Raw genomic sequence first — 19,077 nt, 5'->3', positions numbered from 1 at the left:
ACCATGAAACCGCCAGAAAAACGGCGCGTGTTGCGTGCAGAAAACCCCAGATTTGCACAGAAATCTATCGGATAATCCAGCATTTTCCAGATTGTCGCAACCACGTGTCAAAGCTTGCGCTTGACCCGGAAGATATTCCGCCGCACGACTAAGCTGTTACAGCCGGAGTTTTCACATGCCACATCCTCTTATCACCCAGTCCGACATCGACACTTATCAACGCGACGGGGTCGTCCTTGTCAAAGGGTTGTTTGCCGATCATATTGACGCTCTGCGTGCAGGCGTCGCGCGCAATATGGCGCATCCGGGGCCTTTCGCTTCTGAAAACGAAAAGGCAGGTGAAAGCGGGCGGTTTTTTGACGATTACTGCAACTGGCAGTCTATCCCCGAATTTCGCCAGGTCATCGAGACCTCTCCTGCCGCCGAGGTTGCCGCCAATCTAATGCAATCGGAGAGCGTTCAGGTGTTTCACGATCATGTGCTGGTCAAAGAGCCTGGCACTTCAATGGCCACACCCTGGCATACGGATGGGCCGTATTACTTTGTCGAAGGCAGGCAAAACATCAGCTTTTGGTCGCCTCTTGACCCGGTTTCTGAGGCCACATTGCGCATGGTTGCCGGGTCTCACAAATGGGAGAAACCGGTTCTGCCAACCCGCTGGGTCAGCGAAGAAAGCTTTTTCCCTAACGAAGACGACTACATGCCCATACCGGACCCAGATGCCGAAGGCATGACCGTTCTTGAATGGGCCATGGAACCCGGCGATGCGGTGGCCTTTAATTATGACATTCTGCATGGTGCACGGGGAAATACCTCAGACATCCAACGTCGGGCCTTTTCCCTGCGGCTGGTGGGTGACGACGCCCGCTATGTCGAACGCCCGGGCCGTACGTCTCCGCCCTTTCCGGATCACGGAATGCAAACGGGACAAAGACTGCGAGAAGATTGGTTTCCGGTGATCTGGCGAGCGGAAAGATGAGCTATCTTGACGCCCAGGATTGGGGCTTTCCAATCCCGATCGCCTATGGTCCCGGACGCCTAAAGGAGATCGCCAGTTTTTGTTCTGCATCAGGGATGACACGGCCTTTTGTCGTTACCGACAGGGGTAGCGCCGGACTTTCCTTTCTGCAGGACCTCATAGGGTATCTGAGTACTGCTGGAATGCAAGCCGCACTCTATTCAAACATCTCTCCCAACCCACGGGACGTTGAAATCTATCAGGGTCGCGACAGATACCAAGAAGGCGGATATGACGGCATCATCGCCATTGGTGGTGGCAGTGGCATGGACGGTGGTAAAGCGATTGCTTTGCTAGCCACAAACGAACTGGACCTTTGGGACTTTGAGTTTGGACAAATTCCGCCGGACATGGCCAATCATCCGGATTTCCCTCCGTTGATCTGTATCCCGACAACTGCGGGAACAGGCGCAGAAACCGCCAGCACCGCGATGGTTACGGACACGGACAAACACATGAAATGGTGCGTGTGGCATGCGAAACTTGAACCGTCCTTTGCCATTCTTGATCCAGAAATCACTGTGGGCCTACCAGCAACTCTGACAGCATGGACTGGTGTCGACGCCATGGTACACGCGATCGAAGCCTATTGTGTACCGGGCACCAATCCTTTGTGTGATGCCTTGGCACTCGAAGGGCTAAGGCTGATTAACCGCTGGCTTCCTACAGCGGTGAAAGACCCAGGCAACATCGAGGCGCGTGGCGCGATGTTGGCAGGAACTTGTCTTGCGGGTGTTGCCTTTCAAAAGGGTCTTGGGCTGGTGCATGCGATATCCCATATGGTTGGGGCTGAGTATGACACTCAGCATGGGCTGACAAACGCCATTCTGCTTCCTGCTGCTTTGCGGTTTAACGCGCCCGAGATCGCCGATAAGGTCAAACCAATGGCGCAAGCGATGGACCTTTCGGAGACATCCTTTCAAGCCTTTTTTATAAAAGTCTGCGACATTCTCGATGACGTTGAAATACCACGCACATTGACTGACATCGGTGTGCCAGACGACGGCATCAAACGCATTTCTGAGAAGGCCCTGAAAGACAGCGCTGCGGCCACCAACCCCCGCTCGCTTTCAGTTTCAGACATCGAGGCCGTTTTGAAAGAGGCCCTTACCGTGGGTCGGTAAGCTGCTTAGCAAATTCTTCCAGGCAATAAGTTTTCTTGGCATGCAAAAACGGGCCATACTTTTGCAAGGCCCGTTAAAACTGAAAAATTCGAAATTCAGCCCAGCTGATTTTTCACCATCGGTCCAACTTTGCCAAAGTCCATTTGGCCGGTGTATTTGGACTTGAGGGCACCCATGATCTTGCCCATATCCCGGATCGAGCTTGCACCGATTTCCGCTATGGCCGCATCAATGGCAGCTGCGATTTCATCATCGCCCAGCTGTTTGGGCAGGTATTCTTCAATCACCGTGATCTCGCCCAACTCACGCTCAGCAAGGTCCAGACGCCCACCTTCTTCGTAGGTGCGCGCACTTTCCTGACGTTGCTTCACCATCTTGGACAGGATCGCCAATATCTCATCGTCGCCAACGCCCTCTTCAGCACCTTCGCCACGGGCCGCGATATCGCGGTCCTTGATGGCAGCCATTATCAGCCGCAACGTGGACAGGCGATCTGCTGCGCGATCGCGCATTGCCTGTTTCAGGGAGGAATTGATCTCTTCTCGCAGTGCCATTCGTTCTGCCATTTGCCATTAATCACAAGGCTTGGACCTTATATAAAGCGTAGCGTCGAGGCAAGCTGCCTCACTAATTTCCAAGCCTTTGATTTAAAACGAAATCCAAATTTACCTCTCCCTTGACCCCCGACGCCCCCCGACATAGTTTCGCGACAATCTACCAGCCAGAGAGTCGTGCCATGGTCCAGGATGCCCTATCCACCCCAACCGCTTGCCTTGCGCTTGCCGACGGAACCCTGTTTTACGGACGCGGGTTTGGTGCCACCGGAGACACTGTGGCAGAGCTTTGCTTTAACACCGCGATGACCGGCTATCAGGAGATCATGACAGACCCGTCTTATGCCGGTCAGGTCGTGACTTTCACCTTCCCCCATATCGGCAACACCGGAGTCACTCCCGAAGATGATGAAACTGCCGATCCTGTCGCTGCTGGCATGGTTGTAAAATGGGACCCAACCGAACCTTCAAACTGGCGATCCACCGACACGCTGTCCAATTGGTTGGCATCGCGTGGCCGGATTGCGATAGGTGGCATTGATACACGTCGCCTGACACGCGCGATCCGACAACAAGGGGCGCCACATGTGGCCCTTGCCCATGATCCCGAGGGCAAGTTTGATACTGAGGCGCTGATCGCCAAGGCACGTGCATTCACGGGTCTTGAGGGTCTTGATCTGGCCAAGGATGTGACCTGCGCACAGTCTTATCACTGGAACGAAATGCGCTGGGCATGGCCCGAGGGCTACAGCCCACAAGAAAACCCCAAACACAAAGTTGTTGCCGTTGATTTTGGCGCAAAACGCAACATTCTGCGCTGCCTTGCTTCGGCGGGCTGTGACGTTACGGTTTTGCCAGCAACGGCCACTGCAGACGAGGTGATGGCTCACGACCCGGATGGCGTCTTTCTATCCAACGGCCCAGGAGACCCGGCCGCAACTGGTGCGTATGCCGTTCCGATGATCAAAGGCGTTCTGGAGCATGACGTACCGGTCTTTGGTATTTGCCTTGGCCACCAAATGTTGGCTTTGGCCTTGGGTGCCAAGACGATCAAAATGAACCACGGCCACCACGGTGCCAATCACCCGGTGAAGGACAATGACACCAATAAGGTTGAGATCACTTCGATGAACCATGGGTTTGCTGTCGATAGCCAAACCCTCCCTGAAGGTATCGTCGAAAGCCATGTATCGCTGTTTGACGGGTCCAACTGTGGCATTCGCATTGCCGACCGTCCGGTGTTTTCAGTGCAGCATCACCCTGAAGCCAGCCCGGGCCCTCAGGACAGTTTTTATCTGTTCGAAAAGTTTGCTAATTACATGGCTGAACGCGCCTGATCGCGAAAATTCGTTAACCTTAACACGGTGTTAACCTTCATGCCCGCATTCTGCCTGTCGCAGAGTGTGGGTAATGGGTCATGAATGAAACCATCTTAAGGCTGGAACGGCCCCATGCGACTCATGGGCTGGGTAAGAACGTGTCCTTGGGTCGCCACCTGATTGAGAGCGGGCTAATCTCACCCTGGCAATTATTCCATGCTCTGGAAAAACAGATGGGCTGGGACGCCAATCTAACGGAAATTCTGTGTTCAAAGGGCTGGATAACTGAAGCGCAAGCGCTTCAGGCGCTTTCAACGTTCTACACGGCACAGATTGTCGATCTGTTCCAGGCCCCGCCCCAGCCTGAATTACAATCCCTCATGCCCGCAAGTTTTTGTATCAAGTACAATATCCTGCCCTGGCAAAAAGTGGGCGGGTTGCTGATCGTGGTGACAGGGCGCCCGGATCGCTTTGAAGAGTTGCGCACCACGCTTCCCGGAAACCTGCGAAATGCCATTGTTGCATTGGCACCTGAAGACATGGTCTCAGAGATTCTTGCCACACTTCACCGGCAGACGCTCGTTGAACTCGCCGAGGCTCGCGTACCAGCGGAATTCAGTTGTCGTGAATTTGGAGGTTTGTCGTCGCGCCATGTCTGGCGAATTGCAATCTTTTTGGCGGCAATGGTCGCAGCAATGGTCTTTGTCCCGGCGCATCTATTCGCGGCCCTGACCTTGCTGGCGGTGCTGTCGATGATTGCTGTGTCGTTGATGAAACTGACCGCCTTTGTCGCATCTTTAGGCAAACCCGCACCTTTGGCGACACCCTCCGAATTTGTGGCCCCACGTATCTCTGTTCTCGTGCCGCTGTTTCGCGAAAAAGAAATTGCCCATGCTCTAATCGCGCGCTTGTCCCGCCTGACCTACCCCAAGGCACTGTTGGACGTGCTTCTGGTGCTTGAAGAACACGACACTCTTACCCAGGAAACCATCGCCCACACAAACCTGCCGCAATGGATGCGGGTTGTTGTGGTGCCGGCGGGGTCTGGCCTCACAACCAAGCCCCGGGCGCTGAATTATGCATTGGATTTCTGCAAAGGTGACATTATCGGTATCTGGGACGCAGAAGATGCCCCGGCCCCCAATCAGCTTGAGGTGGTCGCCCTGCGATTTGCCCAAGCCCACCCAAACACGGTCTGCCTGCAAGGTATTCTGGATTACTACAATCCCTGGAGCAATTGGCTATCACGATGTTTCACCATAGAATATGCCACCTGGTTTCGCACAGTGTTGCCCGGATTGGCTCGTCTTGGGTTTGCCATCCCTCTTGGTGGCACGACATTGTTTATCAAACGTCAGGCTATCGAAGCACTTGGTGGGTGGGACGCTCACAATGTGACAGAAGACGCTGATCTTGGCATGCGTATTGCACGATTTGGGTTTCGCACTGAACTGCTGGAGACGGTTACTCAGGAAGAAGCCGCCTGCCGCCCTTTTGCATGGGTTAAGCAAAGGTCGCGCTGGCTCAAAGGGTACATGGTAACTTATCTGGTGCATATGCGTGACCCTGTCCTGCTGTGGCGGGAATTTGGCCCACTGCAGTTTTTGGGCCTGCATCTGGTTTTTGCCTGCACGCTTCTGCAGTTCCTGCTGGCACCCTTGATATGGTTGTTCTGGGGCGGTGTGGTTGGCATCCCGTACCCCGAAAACCTGTTGTTCACCGCCCGGCAGATGCTCACAATTTCCCAGATATTTCTTGTTTTCGGCCTTGCCAACGCGGCAATCGCCACGCGGTCAATTCTAGGGCAAAAGCGTAAGATGCTAATACCCTTTGTGGTGACGATGCCGTTTTACTTCCCGCTTGCAACACTGGCTGGATACAAAGCACTGATCGAGTTGATTTTTCGTCCCTTTTACTGGGACAAGACAGCGCACGCCAAAACCGTTGAAGGTATCAGTGCACACCACTCAGGTATCGGCGTCCTGCTTGAGCCGGGTCACGAAAGCCTGTGAGATATGGTTGCGCAGGGCTGTATAAGCCCCGTCTTCATTACGCGACGCAATAGCGTCCACAATTGCCTGATGTTCCACCAACGTATCTTCGCCGCGGCCCTCCACGGCGATCGATGTGGTCGCCATGAGTGCCATAGACCGGTGCACAAGATCAAGCTGCTGCACCAGGTAACGGTTGTGTGAGGCCAGATGGATTTGTTTGTGAAACCGGCGATTTGCCCGCGCCAAGGCCGAAGGATCTTCGACCAGTTTCTGATCTTCTTGCACCATATCCTGTAACACGCGCACTTCTTCAGAAGTGGCATGACGTGCGGCAAGACGGGCTGCCAGTCCCTCAAGCTCGGTGCGCACCACGTAAAGCTCTGCCATCTGGTTATGGTCCAATGACGACACGATCAGGCTGCGCCCATCGCGGGCAAGCAAAGATTGTGTTTCCAGACGTTGTAACGCCTCGCGGATCGGTGTGCGAGAGACCCCAAACCTCTCGGCCAGATCACTTTCGACCAACCGGTCTCCCGGTTTGAAAATGCCCACATCAATGGCCTCGAGGATCAACGAATATGCGTCCCTATTGGGGGATTTGACTTGTGACATTTGGCTTCTCCCTTACACGCCAATTTGAGCGCTGGCGCAGACTATGCGGGCACAAGGCCTTGTTGCAACCCCGCCATTGCACACGAGGCATTGCGAGCGTAGCCTGCAACTATGCCAAAGCAGTCTTTTTCACATGTCACCACCTGGGTGTTTGATCTTGATAACACTCTGTATCCGCCCAAAACCCGTCTATTCGATCAGATCGAGGTACGGATGACCAAATACGTGATGGATGCTCTGGGTGTCGACCAGCCCCGCGCAGATCATTTACGCAAGCAATATTGGGCGCAATATGGCACCACACTTGCCGGTCTCATGCGCGAACATAATGTCGACCCGGCCCCCTATCTTATTGATGTGCATGATATCTCTTTTGCTGAACTTGAACCGGACCCTCTTCTGGCCGCTCACATTCTCGCCCTGCCCGGTCGCCGTATTGTCTATACCAACGGCACGGCTCCTTACGCAGAAAATGTTCTGAACGCGCGTGGTCTTAGCGGTTTGTTTGATGCCGTGTATGGCGTCGAGCACGCAGGTTATTTACCCAAACCCGAACGTGCTGCTTTTGAAGCGATCTTCACACTTGACGGTGTGACAACTGAGACGGCGGCGATGTTCGAAGATGATCCTCGCAATCTTCAAGCTCCTCACGAGATGGGTATGAAAACCGTCCATGTTGCCCCCGAAGCGCACAACGCGGATCACATTCATCATCACACGGATGATCTGTCAGGCTTTTTGAAAAAACTTCGATAAACCGTTCTTCAGGCACGCAAAGACAATTGGTCCCCTTGGAACCCAATGCACAGCGAACTAGGGTGCCTCTCAGGAGAATGTCATGACCCGTTTCAACAATTTTGATATCCTGATTTCCGGCGGAGGAATTGCCGGGCTGACTGCAGCGGCCGCCTTTGGCAATGCGGGTTTCTCAGTGCAATGCGTCGATCCGGCTCCGCCAATAACCGAACGCGATGCGGAAGGTTCGGACCTGCGGACAACCGCCTTTTTACAACCGGCCCGAGGTTTGTTGGACGAAGCAGGTCTTTGGGGCCGATTGGACCAACACGCCGCCCCGTTGCAGGTCATGCGAATTGTCGATGCCGGAGGGGAAATCCCTGAGCCTCGCATCGTCAAAGACTTTAACGCTTCAGATATTTCTGACCAACCGTTTGGCTGGAACTTACCCAACTGGTTATTGCGGCGTGAAATGGTGACCCGGCTGGCAGAGATGGACACTGTTGATCTGCGACTTGGCACTGCCACGACCAGCCTGTTTACCCGCACCAACGAAGCGCGCGTGACCCTTTCGGATGGCAGTACAACGCGCGCCAAGCTTGTCATCGCCGCAGATGGGCGCAATTCACCGATGCGTGAGGCCGCGGGCATTGATGTTCACACCACCCGGTACGGCCAAAAGGCGCTAGCCTTTGCGGTGACGCATCCCATTCCGCACGAAAACGTCTCAACCGAAATCCACCGCTCGGGCGGCCCATTCACTCTGGTCCCTTTGCCGGACTACAAGGGCCAACCCTCCTCGGCGCTGGTTTGGATGGAACGCGGCCCTCGCGCTACTGAACTCTTCGAAATGGACATTCCCGACTTTGAAGCCGAGATGACTGCTCGCAGTTGCTCGCTGTTTGGCCCATTGACCCTTGCATCCCGGCGCACGCTTTGGCCGATTATTTCCCAGTCAGCTGAGCGTCTGTACGGCGAGCGATTGGCGTTGGTGGCAGAAGCCGCCCACGTAGTTCCGCCAATTGGTGCCCAGGGTCTGAACATGAGCCTCGGCGATATGCGCGTTTTGCTGGAGCTGGCCAAGGCCGATCCGGCCGCATTGGGTGACCAAAATATGCTTGAAGCCTATCACAAAAAGCGGTTCGCTGAAGTCAAATTACGGGTCAAAGGCATCGATATGCTGAACCGGGCTTCGATGGTTGAAAAACCGATGTTGCGGGATGCGCGCGCCATGGGTCTTAATGCGCTTTATTCGCTGGCACCGGTACGCAAAACGTTGATGCAAATGGGTCTTGGGGTTCGGTGATCCGGACTTTGGTCAAGGGACATTGGCAGATGGGCCTGATCTGCGCCCTAATCTTTGCACTGTGGTCGACACCAATTGTTGTTCCCTTGAAAGTCCTGACCGTGCTGCTGCATGAGCTTTCCCATGCGGCGATAGCCATTCTGACGGGTGGCAGCGTGGAAAGCCTGTCGATTGACCCTCAGCAAGGGGGCCAGGTGATCTCGCGAGGGGGCAATCGTTTCCTGACCTTAAGCGCCGGGTATCTGGGGTCGTTGGTGGTAGGTGTGGCTTTGTTTCTGGCTGCGGTGCGTACGAAATGGGATCGCACCGTGATGGCCATAATGGGGGGCATTATTTTTGTTGCAGTCGCGCTTTACGTTCGTGACCTCTTTGCTTTGGTCTTCTGCATCGGCACCGGTGGTCTCATGATTGCAGCGGCCCGGTATATGCCCCGAGAAGTGAATGATCTGGGTCTGAGGGTGATCGGGTTGACCAGCATGATCTACGTCCCCTTCGACATCTTCAGCGACACGCTTGCCCGATCATACCTCCGATCGGATGCGCGTATGCTGTCGGAAGAAATCGGCGGTCCAACGATGTTTTGGGGTGGGCTGTGGTTGATCGCCAGCCTTTGCGTCATCGCAGCATGCTTGCGCTTTGGATTGGGCGACGACAGCAATATTTTGCGCCGTCGCCCAAAGGGATCTTGAGTTCAGAGAACTTGATCCATGACCGTTTTCAGACGGGCCAGCGTGCCATCGACGTCATAGAGTTTGTCCAGACCAAACAGACCAAGACGGAAAGTCATGAAACCTTCGGGTTCATCACAGGCCAGCGGGACACCAGCCGCAATCTGCATGCCTTGGGCGGCAAATTTGCTGCCGTTCTGAACACCCGGATCAGAAGTATAGCTAACAACCACACCCGGCGCGCCAAAGCCATCTGCAGCAACGCTTTTCACGCCTTTCTCTGCGAGCATCGACCGTACGCCATCACCTAGCGCCCAAGACGCAACCCGTAGCTTTTCAAAACCGTATTCCTTGGTTTCCAGCATAGTGTCACGGAACGCGCGCAGAGCGTCTGTTGGCATGGTTGCGTGGTAGGCATGGCCACCATTTTCATAGGCCTTCATGATGTCATGCCATTTCTTCAGATCGATGGCAAAGCTGTCCGAAGTGGTGGTTTCCAACTTGGCCAACGCCCGGTCTGACATCATCACCAGTCCGGCACTCGGAGAAGCTGACCAACCCTTTTGCGGCGCAGAAATCAAAACATCCACACCCGAGGCTTTCATGTCGATCCACACACAGCCCGACGCGATACAATCCAGCACCATCAGCGCGCCAACCTCATGGGCAGCTGCCGCCATCTGGGCAATGTAGTTGTCCGGCAGGATCACCCCAGCCGATGTTTCTACATGCGGAGCAAAGACCACATCCGGTTTCACTTCGTGGATTTTGGCAACAACCTCATCGATGGGTGCAGGCGCGAACGGAGTGGTCACGTCATTGCCAGCCTGACGAGCTTTCATCACCGTGGACTCTGCGGCAAAGGCTCCTGCCTCAAAAATCTGGCTCCAGCGGTAAGAGAACCAACCGTTACGCACCACCAGCGTATTGGCGCCGCGGGCAAACTGACGTGCCACAGCTTCCATGCCAAAGGTGCCGCCACCGGGTACCAAGGCGACCGCATCGGCGTTGTACACGTCCTTTAGCATGCCCGAAATATCGCGCATCACCTGTTGAAAGGTTTGCGACATGTGGTTCAGTGAGCGGTCGGTGAAAACCACCGAAAATTCATCAAGGCCGTTTGGATCGACTGCGCTTGCCATGGATTGATCTCCTAAAATTCCAGCAGAGCATGGCTAGCGTGGTTTGAGCAAGAACGCAAAGTCTACCTTTGCATACTTTACTTCAAAGCGGTCCCGGGCGCCGTTCTTCCGACAACAATACATTGGCCTCAACGTCTCCGACTCCGGGCAAAGTCATCACCCGACGTCTTAGGACGCGCTCGAAATCTGAAATATCCCGAGCAACCACACGCAGGCGATAGTCATACATTCCCAACACATGCTCAACCGTCTGTACTTCTGGAATTGCTGTCACAGCACGTTCGAAATCTTCGAGCGACACACGCCCCTTGGTCGCCAGTTTCACGCCCAAAAACACCGTCACACCAAACCCAAGCTTTTCGGCATCAAGATCAAGTCTTCGGCCCTCGATAATGCCTGCATCATAAAGCCTGCGAATGCGCCGCCACGTTGCCGGTTGTGACAATCCCATTCGCCGCCCCAACGCCCCGGCAGATTGTGTCGCATCCCGCGCCAGCGCCTTGAGCAGGGCCCGGTCCATATCATCCAGACCGCTCATATCGGCAGGCTCTCGTCGGACTTAATGCGCGCAACCTGCATCAAGGCCTCAATATCTGCGATATGTGGCAGGGTCAGAATTCGACTGCGGTAGATTTGCTGATAATGCGGCATGTCTTTTGCAATCACCGAAAGGCGCACATCCACGCGGCCCAGAAAGGTTTGGATTTCGATCACCTCTGGGACGTTCCGCGCCTCAGAAATAAATTCGTCAAAAGCATTCTCATAGGTTTTGTCCAATGTGATCCGAAGCGACACCTCAACCGCATAACCCAATGCGCGCCAATCAATCACCGCCTGCTGGCCGCGCAATACACCCGAGGTCTCAAGTTTCTCTAAGCGCCGCGCTAATCGTGGAGTGGTCAGGCTTACGCGGTCGGCCAGATCAGGCAAAGACAGTGTCGGCTCTGCCTGCAAATTTCGAATAATGCGTCTATCAAGATCACTCAGCATGATTTCATCCATAATTGAGTAAATGACGAATAACAATCACAAAATAACGCAAATTTTTATACTTCTCACGACTCGCCTTTCCTGACGGCATCCCTATATTCGCCGCCAGACATTCAACAAAGGGAGCGCCAACATGCGCGTTTACTACGATCGCGATTGCGACATTAACCTGATCAAAGACAAAAAAGTCGCCATCCTCGGCTATGGCTCTCAAGGCCACGCCCACGCGCTGAACCTGCGTGACTCGGGCGCGAAGAACCTCGTTGTGGCACTGCGCGAAGGTTCGGCTTCGACCAAAAAAGCCGAAGGCGAAGGCCTGACAGTCATGGGTATCGCCGAAGCGGCTGCTTGGTGCGACGTCATCATGTTCACCATGCCCGACGAACTGCAGGCTGACACTTACAAAAAATATGTACACGACAACATCAAGCCCGGTTCAGCAATCGCGTTTGCCCACGGCCTGAACGTGCACTTTGGCTTGATCGAGCCGAAAGAAGGCGTTGACGTCATCATGATGGCCCCCAAGGGCCCAGGTCACACAGTACGCGGCGAATACACCAAAGGCGGCGGCGTGCCTTGCCTGGTCGCGATCGACAACGATGCCTCCGGCAAAGCGCTGGAAATCGGCCTGTCGTACTGCTCGGCTATCGGTGGCGGTCGCTCGGGTATCATTGAAACCACGTTCCGTGAAGAGTGCGAAACCGACCTGTTCGGCGAACAAGCTGTTCTGTGTGGTGGACTGGTAGAACTTATCCGCTGCGGCTTTGAAACTCTGGTCGAAGCTGGCTACGCACCAGAAATGGCCTATTTCGAGTGTCTGCACGAAGTGAAGCTGATCGTTGACCTGATCTATGAAGGCGGCATCGCCAACATGGACTACTCGATCTCGAACACTGCCGAGTATGGCCAGTATGTCACCGGCCCACGCATCCTGAACTACGACGAAACCAAAGCCCGCATGAAAGATGTTCTGACGGACATTCAGCAAGGCAAATTCGTGCGCGACTTTATGCTGGAAAATGCTGTTGGCCAGCCAACCCTCAAAGCATCGCGTCGTGCCAACGACGAGCACATGATCGAAGAAACTGGCGCCAAGCTGCGCGGCATGATGCCGTGGATTTCAGCCGGAAAAATGGTCGACAAAGAGAAAAACTGATCCGGATGCTTGTCATCAAGATCAATTGAAACGACAAAGGGCGCCTATTCGGGGCGCCCTTTTCATATCGCCCATCAGATAAACTCGCAAGGAAAGGGCCGGCCGACATGCAAACCGGCGTGCACAACTGGATCAAGCTGCTTAGCCTTGGGGTGATCTGGGGCGCATCATTCATGTCCGTGTCGCTGGCTTTGCAGGACTTTGGGCCACTCACGATTGCTGCCATGCGGATCACGTTGGGAGCCTTGGCGCTGTACTTTGTTCTGCGTATTAGCGGGATTTCTTTGCCAAACATGCGCCATGCTGAAGGTCGGCGCATCTGGGCGTTTGCGATTCTGATGGGGTTCTTTTCAAATGCGATGCCCTTCACCCTGTTGAGTTGGGGGCAAAAATACGTCGCCTCCGGATTTGCCGGTGTCTGTATGGCGGTTGTGCCGCTGTTTGTCCTGCCAATAGCCCATTTCCTTGTCCCTGCTGAACGCCTGACCATACGCCGCACAATCAGCTTTGGTATCGGCTTTGTTGGCGTCGTTGTTCTGATTGGGTTAGACGCATTTAGCTCTCTTGGCTCAGATTTTGAGGCAATGGCCCGCATGGCCTGTCTGCTCGCATCGTTGTGCTACGCTCTTGGCTCGATTTCAACGCGGCTTTGCCCCAGTACAAATATGCTGTCGCTGGCGACAGCTGCGCTGATCTGCGGATCCTTTATGATTGTCCCAGTGGCCTTGTGGCAAGAAGGCCTACCGGGCGCCGGATCACCTCTCTCACTGGCTGCCCTTCTCTATCTGGGGATATTGCCCACTGCATTGGCTCAGGTTCTGGTTGTTCAGGTTGTCCGCGACGCGGGCCCAAGTTTTATGTCGTTGGTGAACTATCAGGTCCCGATTTGGTCAGTTCTGTTCGGCGCTGTTTTGCTTGGTGAAACTCTCCCTCCACAATTGTTCATCTCGTTGGCTCTTATCCTCGGCGGTTTGCTCCTGGGACGCAAACGTCGGCGCACGGCCTATGGTGCGTGACGCACAGAGGCGGTTCACCTGCGCACATAGCGTTATATTGTAACGATACATCTCACACGCCATCTGAAATGGCATGACCCAATACAACATTCATAACAGACAGAGTTTGCCGACTGAGATGCAAATTCTGCTTCGGGATTATCCGCGCGAAGCATGGCCGGATCACCCGGATTTCGCCGAGGCCATTCAACATTGGATGAGTGCCCATCAAATGTTTCGCCGTCTCGGGCAGATTCTGCATCAATCCATCGAACAAGCGCTGGAAAATAACATGGACCCCGAGCAGTTTGCAGGGCGGTTGGGCCAGTATGGCAACCTTTTGGTGCGTAATCTGCATGGACATCACGGGTGGGAAGACCATCAATTCTTTCCCGAACTTGTATCTGCAGATGATCGTTTCGCACGAGGGCTGGAAATGTTGGAGAACGACCATGTAGAGTTGGATGCTTTGTTGCATCGGCTCACTACAAAGGCCAACCGGTATCTGCAAATGCTGCAGTTGTCGCCCAAGGACGCCTCGGCAGAATTGGCTGCTCTGTCGACTGAGACAGGGGCAATTGGTGGTTTTCTGGACAGGCACTTAAGTGACGAAGAAGATTTGGTGGTTCCAATCCTGTTGCATCACAAGCTGCGGGGATAACTGAACCCCACGAGTTGGCGCGTTGTTTCGGCGCGCCAATCAAAACTTAGTAACGGCCAATCTGCACGCGCTTTTTTCCAAGAACTTTTCCGTTTGCGTCTATGGCGTAAACGTCTGCGAAATACCGATTCCCTTTGCCGCCCGAACACGGTGGCAAGTACCCGGATGATGCGTACTTTCCACTGCTGCGAGCCTTTTTGATGACTTTGGCCTTGCCCGGCAACGAGCCCTTCAACCCTGGTACCGCATACAAATCTGCGCTGCTGCCCGAAACCGGGTAGCCAATGATACCATGGCCACCTTTGGTTGAAAGTGGTTGGTAGTCCTTATCATTGAACTCAACATACACCCAGGCTGTGCCCTTCGGCAGACCAGTGGCATTCATCGGGGGCGTCGCCCCTTTGCCGCCAAACAACGTGCATTGCTGACCCTTAGGCACGGATTTGCCGTTCCAACCACTGCCCAAAGTGACATTCATGTCGGCCACCGCAATACCCGCCGATGCCAACAAAACAAATGCCGCCAAAATAACCCGTCGCATATCAATTCTCTCGATTAACCAACCATGCAAGCATGCGGTTTCCCGAGCGACAGAGCAAGTTTTTGATTAAAGCGCTTGCTGAACAGCCTCGACAATGGAGTCCACTGTTGTTTCCAACAGGTCTGCATCCTCGCACTCGGCCATCACACGCACCAGTGGCTCCGTTCCGGATTTACGGATCAATAGCCTTCCTTTGCCAGCCAACTCCTGTTCCGCTGCCGCAATGACGGCTTTAACGCTGGCGTCCTCCAGAGGTGCCTGCCCGGCCTCATAGCGGACATTTTTCAACAACTGTGGCACGGTTTCGAAACTGCGGGTCAATTCGGACGCTGGCTTACCCGTTTCTGCCATGGCTGCCAGAAATTGAAGCCCCGCCATCAGACCATCCCCGGTCGTGGCATAATCTGTCATGACGATATGTCCGGACTGCTCGCCGCCAAGGTTGTAGCCGCCCTTGCGCATGGCCTCGACCACATAACGATCGCCAACAGCAGTGCGCTCAAGACGCAACCCTTTGCCCTGCAGAAATCGCTCGAGCCCTAGATTGGACATCACCGTCGCCACCAAGGCGCCGCCCTTTAAGCGCCCCTGCTCGGCCCAGTGGCTTGCCAATAGCGCCATCAGCTGATCACCATCAGCAACCTGACCATTTTCATCAATGATCATCACCCGATCCGCATCTCCGTCGAGCGATATCCCCACATCGGCCCCATGTGCCACAACCGCCTCGGCCGCAGTGGCAGGATGGGTCGATCCACATCCCTGGTTAATATTCACACCATTTGGTGATGTGCCCACAGGGATGACTTCAGCGCCCAACTCCCATAGGGCTTCGGGGGCGGCGCGATACGCTGCACCATTTGCGCAATCGATCACCACTTTTATGCCCCGCAGAGGCACCGCAGATGGCAGCGAAGATTTAACCCGTTCAATATAGCGAAAACGGCCATCATCAATACGCGTCGCAGACCCGATATTCACCGCCTGCACCGGCTCTACCCCACTTTGGATCAGCGCCTCAATCTCTTGTTCGACGTCATCCGACAGTTTGAATCCATCCGGACCAAAGAATTTGATGCCGTTGTCTTCGGCCGGGTTGTGGCTGGCCGAGATCATCACGCCCAGATCGGCACGCATCGAGCTTGTCAATAAACCAACTGCCGGCGTGGGCACAGGGCCAAGCAAAAAAACATTCATTCCGGTCGACGTCAGCCCCGCGGTCAGCGCGTTTTCAAACATGTAACCAGAGCGGCGCGTGTCTTTGCCAATCACAACTCGGTGGTTGTTGAGGCCATCGTTCCTGAAATACCGCCCTACGGCGGCACCAATACGCAATGCCATTTCTGCTGTCATCGGGTGTTTGTTGGCGGTGCCTCGCACACCGTCTGTTCCAAAATATTTACGCCCCAAAATAGTCTCCTGTTGTCGCAGCCTGCCACAGTTGCAGCGCCTGTCTTGTATCTTCTACGTCGTGGACACGCACGATTTGAACACCCTGAGCAAGCCCCTCCAGCGCGATAGCCACTGAACCACCAATCCGACGGTTAGGATCGGGTGCATGACCGATATGGCGAATAAACCCCTTGCGCGACGCCCCCAAAAGCACGGGGCATCCCAATGAATGAAACAGGCTGATCCGCGCCAAAAGCGCCAGATTATGGGCAATCGTCTTGCCAAACCCGATACCAGGATCCACCACTATTTGATCCTGCGGAATCCCGAGTTTTGTAAGCAATGCGATCTGCCGCTCAAGGAAATCATACACATCCAGTAGCACATCGTCATAATGCGGATCGTCCTGCATGGTCGCAGGATCGCCTTGTGCATGCATCACACAGACGGGCACGGACTTGGTTGCGCACAGTGGCGCAAGGTCTGGATCAAACGTAAAGCCAGCCACATCATTCACAAGAAATGCTCCAGCCTCAATGGCGGCTTTGGCAACCGGCGCTTTGCGGGTGTCTATACTGACTGGCACCCCAAGGCTCGCAGATAGCGCTGCAATCACTGGCGCGGTACGCCGTATTTCCTCTTCGGTCGGCACTTTCACTGCTCCGGGCCGCGTCGATTCACCACCAATATCGATCAGCGTTGCCCCCTGTTGAACCATATGCCGAGCCCGGTCCACCGCTTGCTCAGGATTGTCATGCTGGCCGCCATCGGAAAAGCTATCCGGCGTCACGTTCAAAATGCCCATGATCTGCGGGATGCGCATCGACAACGCTCCGAAGTCCGGGCGTGGCGCGGTAATCGCATCCAGCACCGTCTTGGGCACCTCTGCAATCTCTATGACTTTGGGAGCGGCATCTCGGGTCAGCATTTCGACATGGCTGAACCACGTCCAACCGCCAGCCAAGGACAAGGCCGCTTCTGGCCTGGCTACATCGGTCTGGGCAATGGCACGGTAATAGGTCTTCATGCAACTTGCATGGGCTTTTACCCGCCACTTGGCAAGCCGCTAGAGGATGACTGTTTCAATTGACACATTTTGTGTCGTCAGACCCGGGCATTCTGGCAGAGAGTCGCCGATCGATACAAACCGGAACGCTTCCATTTCAGTTGCAAACCATCGTGCCAACTCAGCCGCCTTCCTCGGATTTCCCGCCGGCGCACCAACAGCATCCAGCACAATTTTGGAAGGGGCCCAGACGCTGATCTGGTCATTTTTCATTGCCCAGTCCAGCTCGGTTCTGGTTTCAACAACCACACACCGGGGATCGCGTGCCGCAAGACTCCAAGCATTTTGTTCAATTGACAACAAATCAATTCGAAGCTGTGCCTGCGTATCATCGATTTCCGGACCCGCGATTTCATGCATTCCCACACAAATCAACAATGGCTCTCCTGCCGCAGCCAACTGATCGATCCATCCGGTCAAATGGCTGGATTTCAGGGCCTCATTGGACAGGAAAACAACGCAAGGGTGTGGATGGCCCTGCTCCGACTTTCCAACCGGCTGCTTTGCGGCGCGTGTACGAACAATCTCGACACCCAGATCGCTTGTCCCCCGGTCCAGTTTCTCTATCCGCACGAACACCCGCATAGCTGGTGGTTCAAGAAGAATGCGCTCGGCAACCCGCTCGGCCAGAGTTTCAAGAAGATTAAATCTCTCCTCCGCCAACTCTCCAGTAATGGCCTCGGTCACTTTGTCGTAAGACAGGATCAGATCCACATCATCCCCGACATTTCCCATCGTGGACCGGACCTCAACCACAACGTTGAATCGAAGTCTTTGTGTCACGCCCCGCTCGGCCTGAAAGGCGCCAATTTCGACGTCTTCGATGTGGTCACGCACCGAGATTCTGTCCAAGCCTTCGTTCGATGCCATTGCCATGGATCGCTCTTCAGGATGGGCAAACGCCAATCGGGTTTCGTCACTCATTTGCGGATGCTCCACTTAGGGCCAGTCGACGCAGGATACCCCTGCCAAATCGCCAATATCAGCGAAAAAGCCGGCAAACCAGCACAGAAACACCTTACGCAATCCGTATTTGCAAATGGATCGAAATGTCTTGGGGTAGGCGTCGTCTTTGCCACCAAACGCCGATGTCGATCAGGGTTGTTTTTTGGAAATTCGAGTCGGTTGGCGATAAAAATGGTGAACGCCAATTGTTGCCGTGCGCTTGAACTTACGCGACCAACTCGGGGAAACGGCCTTGGTGTGATAATGGGTGGCACCTGCCGTCAGTTCACGCGACGCACCCTCAATCATAAACTGCGCCACTTTGCCAACGCGCGCATAGGCGTCACGTTCGTAAATTTTGTTGGCCACGCCGTCGCAATTATAGGTGAACTGGCACTGGTATTTGCGCCCGGTACCTTGGTTGATCACGCCGCAAACAGTGGACGGATAATAGTCGTGGTCCGCCCGATTCATAATCACCTCAGCGACCGCAAACTGGCCTTTGGTGCTTTCACCACGTGCTTCAAAGTAAAGAGCTTCGGCCAGACACTGCCATTCGGCATCTCCTTTTTTGACAGCGGGTTGCTTATCAATCCAGGCGCGCGAGTATTGAACTTCTGTCGGCTTTTTCTGCCGTTCAGCGCCCAAAAGGAACTTTAGCTTTGTGCCGGAAAACAGGGTTTGTCCGAAACGCGCCTTTTGAGTCGGTGATGTATGTTGGCCGGTTGGCGCCTCAGCAAGGGCCGCACCACCAATCAAAATCATGGCTACAATAGCAGTTACAAATCTGGTCATCATCGTTCTCGCAAACACAGGTCTTCCAGACCCCCCCAAGTCCGAACTTCGGGGTTCATACAGC

Annotated in this window: 20 protein-coding genes; 10 read left to right on the top strand and 10 right to left on the bottom strand. The window is 54.6% G+C overall.

Annotated elements, in window-relative coordinates; all coding sequences use genetic code 11:
• The first annotated feature begins 175 nt into the window (after positions 1-175).
• Entirely contained in the window at positions 176-979 is an 804-nt protein-coding gene (locus BUC32_RS02745; RefSeq protein WP_073249139.1) for a phytanoyl-CoA dioxygenase family protein, read from the top strand.
• The gene (locus BUC32_RS02740) at positions 976-2,142 is read left to right on the top strand and encodes an iron-containing alcohol dehydrogenase (protein WP_073249137.1); all 1,167 of its coding nucleotides are present in this window, start codon (positions 976-978) and stop codon (positions 2,140-2,142) included. Before BUC32_RS02745 ends, BUC32_RS02740 begins: the two co-directional genes overlap by 4 nt.
• A gap of 95 nt (positions 2,143-2,237) precedes the next feature.
• Here the strand turns inward: BUC32_RS02740 and BUC32_RS02735 are convergent, their stop codons facing one another.
• Positions 2,238-2,696: a GatB/YqeY domain-containing protein gene (locus tag BUC32_RS02735; protein WP_073249269.1), complete on the bottom strand. Its 459-nt coding sequence runs from the start codon at positions 2,694-2,696 to the stop codon at positions 2,238-2,240.
• A 182-nt stretch (positions 2,697-2,878) separates the two neighbouring features.
• Here BUC32_RS02735 and carA point away from each other — a divergent pair, with 182 nt between their 5' ends.
• Together carA and BUC32_RS02725 are read left to right on the top strand one after the other, a co-directional pair.
• A complete protein-coding gene (carA, locus tag BUC32_RS02730) occupies positions 2,879-4,033 on the top strand; it encodes a glutamine-hydrolyzing carbamoyl-phosphate synthase small subunit (protein ID WP_073249135.1) in 1,155 nt (384 codons plus the stop codon).
• Positions 4,034-4,113: 80 nt separating this feature from the next.
• Positions 4,114-6,027: a glycosyltransferase gene (locus BUC32_RS02725; protein WP_083599214.1), complete on the top strand. Its 1,914-nt coding sequence runs from the start codon at positions 4,114-4,116 to the stop codon at positions 6,025-6,027.
• Here the strand turns inward: BUC32_RS02725 and BUC32_RS02720 are convergent.
• On the bottom strand, positions 5,983-6,621 hold the full coding sequence (locus tag BUC32_RS02720; protein WP_073249133.1) for a GntR family transcriptional regulator: 639 nt from the start codon (positions 6,619-6,621) through the stop codon (positions 5,983-5,985). The genes BUC32_RS02725 and BUC32_RS02720 overlap by 45 nt on opposite strands.
• A gap of 111 nt (positions 6,622-6,732) precedes the next feature.
• Between BUC32_RS02720 and BUC32_RS02715 the strand changes: the two genes are divergently transcribed.
• The 3 genes from BUC32_RS02715 (at position 6,733) to BUC32_RS02705 (ending at position 9,351) form a co-directional block, all read left to right on the top strand.
• Positions 6,733-7,377 (top strand): pyrimidine 5'-nucleotidase, encoded by a 645-nt coding sequence (locus BUC32_RS02715; protein WP_073249130.1) that lies wholly within the window; start codon positions 6,733-6,735, stop codon positions 7,375-7,377.
• A gap of 82 nt (positions 7,378-7,459) precedes the next feature.
• Positions 7,460-8,662, top strand: coding sequence for a UbiH/UbiF family hydroxylase (locus BUC32_RS02710; RefSeq protein ID WP_073249128.1), 1,203 nt, complete (start codon positions 7,460-7,462; stop codon positions 8,660-8,662).
• 29 nt (positions 8,663-8,691) lie between these two features.
• Complete coding sequence (locus BUC32_RS02705; RefSeq protein ID WP_073249125.1) at positions 8,692-9,351, top strand: M50 family metallopeptidase; 660 nt, start codon at positions 8,692-8,694, stop codon at positions 9,349-9,351.
• A gap of 2 nt (positions 9,352-9,353) precedes the next feature.
• Here BUC32_RS02705 and BUC32_RS02700 read toward each other — a convergent pair whose 3' ends face one another.
• The 3 genes from BUC32_RS02700 to BUC32_RS02690 form a co-directional block, all read right to left on the bottom strand.
• Positions 9,354-10,472 (bottom strand): aminotransferase class V-fold PLP-dependent enzyme, encoded by a 1,119-nt coding sequence (locus tag BUC32_RS02700; RefSeq protein ID WP_073249123.1) that lies wholly within the window; start codon positions 10,470-10,472, stop codon positions 9,354-9,356.
• 82 nt (positions 10,473-10,554) lie between these two features.
• The gene (locus BUC32_RS02695; protein WP_073249121.1) at positions 10,555-11,010 is read right to left on the bottom strand and encodes an Lrp/AsnC family transcriptional regulator; all 456 of its coding nucleotides are present in this window, start codon (positions 11,008-11,010) and stop codon (positions 10,555-10,557) included.
• The gene (locus tag BUC32_RS02690; protein WP_073249265.1) at positions 11,007-11,462 is read right to left on the bottom strand and encodes an Lrp/AsnC family transcriptional regulator; all 456 of its coding nucleotides are present in this window, start codon (positions 11,460-11,462) and stop codon (positions 11,007-11,009) included. Before BUC32_RS02690 ends, BUC32_RS02695 begins: the two co-directional genes overlap by 4 nt.
• Positions 11,463-11,595: 133 nt before the next feature.
• Here BUC32_RS02690 and ilvC point away from each other — a divergent pair, with 133 nt between their 5' ends.
• The 3 genes from ilvC to BUC32_RS02675 all read left to right on the top strand — a co-directional run bounded on the left by ilvC (position 11,596) and on the right by BUC32_RS02675 (position 14,274).
• Positions 11,596-12,618 carry a ketol-acid reductoisomerase gene (gene ilvC, locus BUC32_RS02685; RefSeq protein ID WP_073249119.1) on the top strand — a complete coding sequence of 341 codons (1,023 nt, stop codon included), beginning with the start codon at positions 11,596-11,598 and terminating at the stop codon, positions 12,616-12,618.
• Positions 12,619-12,725: 107 nt separating this feature from the next.
• Positions 12,726-13,634, top strand: a complete 909-nt coding sequence (locus tag BUC32_RS02680; protein ID WP_073249117.1) for a DMT family transporter — start codon at positions 12,726-12,728, stop codon at positions 13,632-13,634.
• Positions 13,635-13,752: 118 nt separating this feature from the next.
• On the top strand, positions 13,753-14,274 hold the full coding sequence (locus tag BUC32_RS02675; RefSeq protein ID WP_083599213.1) for a hemerythrin domain-containing protein: 522 nt from the start codon (positions 13,753-13,755) through the stop codon (positions 14,272-14,274).
• A 46-nt stretch (positions 14,275-14,320) separates the two neighbouring features.
• Here the strand turns inward: BUC32_RS02675 and BUC32_RS02670 are convergent, their stop codons facing one another.
• The 5 genes from BUC32_RS02670 to BUC32_RS02650 form a co-directional block, all read right to left on the bottom strand.
• Entirely contained in the window at positions 14,321-14,815 is a 495-nt protein-coding gene (locus BUC32_RS02670; protein ID WP_073249113.1) for a hypothetical protein, read from the bottom strand.
• Positions 14,816-14,881: 66 nt separating this feature from the next.
• Positions 14,882-16,225, bottom strand: a complete 1,344-nt coding sequence (gene glmM / locus BUC32_RS02665; protein ID WP_073249111.1) for a phosphoglucosamine mutase — start codon at positions 16,223-16,225, stop codon at positions 14,882-14,884.
• Entirely contained in the window at positions 16,215-17,234 is a 1,020-nt protein-coding gene (gene folP, locus BUC32_RS02660) for a dihydropteroate synthase (protein ID WP_073249109.1), read from the bottom strand. The genes glmM and folP overlap by 11 nt, the downstream gene beginning before the upstream one ends.
• A 39-nt stretch (positions 17,235-17,273) precedes the next feature.
• Positions 17,274-18,197, bottom strand: a complete 924-nt coding sequence (locus tag BUC32_RS02655) for a dihydroneopterin aldolase (protein WP_073249107.1) — start codon at positions 18,195-18,197, stop codon at positions 17,274-17,276.
• A 171-nt stretch (positions 18,198-18,368) separates the two neighbouring features.
• Positions 18,369-19,013, bottom strand: a complete 645-nt coding sequence (locus BUC32_RS02650) for a cell wall hydrolase (RefSeq protein ID WP_083599230.1) — start codon at positions 19,011-19,013, stop codon at positions 18,369-18,371.
• Positions 19,014-19,077: the final 64 nt, after the last annotated feature.

Source organism: Shimia gijangensis (genome assembly GCF_900142085.1).
Lineage (GTDB): Bacteria > Pseudomonadota > Alphaproteobacteria > Rhodobacterales > Rhodobacteraceae > Shimia > Shimia gijangensis.
This window is presented reverse-complemented; position numbering and strand designations above follow the sequence as displayed.

Coding starts and splice junctions, on each gene's coding strand:
- BUC32_RS02745 (WP_073249139.1), top strand. CDS start 176: ATGCCACATCCTCTTATCACCCAGTCCGACATCGACACTTATCAACGC.
- BUC32_RS02740 (WP_073249137.1), top strand. CDS start 976: ATGAGCTATCTTGACGCCCAGGATTGGGGCTTTCCAATCCCGATCGCC.
- BUC32_RS02735 (WP_073249269.1), bottom strand. CDS start 2,696: ATGGCACTGCGAGAAGAGATCAATTCCTCCCTGAAACAGGCAATGCGC.
- carA (WP_073249135.1), top strand. CDS start 2,879: ATGGTCCAGGATGCCCTATCCACCCCAACCGCTTGCCTTGCGCTTGCC.
- BUC32_RS02725 (WP_083599214.1), top strand. CDS start 4,114: ATGAATGAAACCATCTTAAGGCTGGAACGGCCCCATGCGACTCATGGG.
- BUC32_RS02720 (WP_073249133.1), bottom strand. CDS start 6,621: ATGTCACAAGTCAAATCCCCCAATAGGGACGCATATTCGTTGATCCTC.
- BUC32_RS02715 (WP_073249130.1), top strand. CDS start 6,733: ATGCCAAAGCAGTCTTTTTCACATGTCACCACCTGGGTGTTTGATCTT.
- BUC32_RS02710 (WP_073249128.1), top strand. CDS start 7,460: ATGACCCGTTTCAACAATTTTGATATCCTGATTTCCGGCGGAGGAATT.
- BUC32_RS02705 (WP_073249125.1), top strand. CDS start 8,692: ATGGGCCTGATCTGCGCCCTAATCTTTGCACTGTGGTCGACACCAATT.
- BUC32_RS02700 (WP_073249123.1), bottom strand. CDS start 10,472: ATGGCAAGCGCAGTCGATCCAAACGGCCTTGATGAATTTTCGGTGGTT.
- BUC32_RS02695 (WP_073249121.1), bottom strand. CDS start 11,010: ATGAGCGGTCTGGATGATATGGACCGGGCCCTGCTCAAGGCGCTGGCG.
- BUC32_RS02690 (WP_073249265.1), bottom strand. CDS start 11,462: ATGCTGAGTGATCTTGATAGACGCATTATTCGAAATTTGCAGGCAGAG.
- ilvC (WP_073249119.1), top strand. CDS start 11,596: ATGCGCGTTTACTACGATCGCGATTGCGACATTAACCTGATCAAAGAC.
- BUC32_RS02680 (WP_073249117.1), top strand. CDS start 12,726: ATGCAAACCGGCGTGCACAACTGGATCAAGCTGCTTAGCCTTGGGGTG.
- BUC32_RS02675 (WP_083599213.1), top strand. CDS start 13,753: ATGCAAATTCTGCTTCGGGATTATCCGCGCGAAGCATGGCCGGATCAC.
- BUC32_RS02670 (WP_073249113.1), bottom strand. CDS start 14,815: ATGCGACGGGTTATTTTGGCGGCATTTGTTTTGTTGGCATCGGCGGGT.
- folP (WP_073249109.1), bottom strand. CDS start 17,234: ATGAAGACCTATTACCGTGCCATTGCCCAGACCGATGTAGCCAGGCCA.
- BUC32_RS02655 (WP_073249107.1), bottom strand. CDS start 18,197: ATGAGTGACGAAACCCGATTGGCGTTTGCCCATCCTGAAGAGCGATCC.
- BUC32_RS02650 (WP_083599230.1), bottom strand. CDS start 19,013: ATGACCAGATTTGTAACTGCTATTGTAGCCATGATTTTGATTGGTGGT.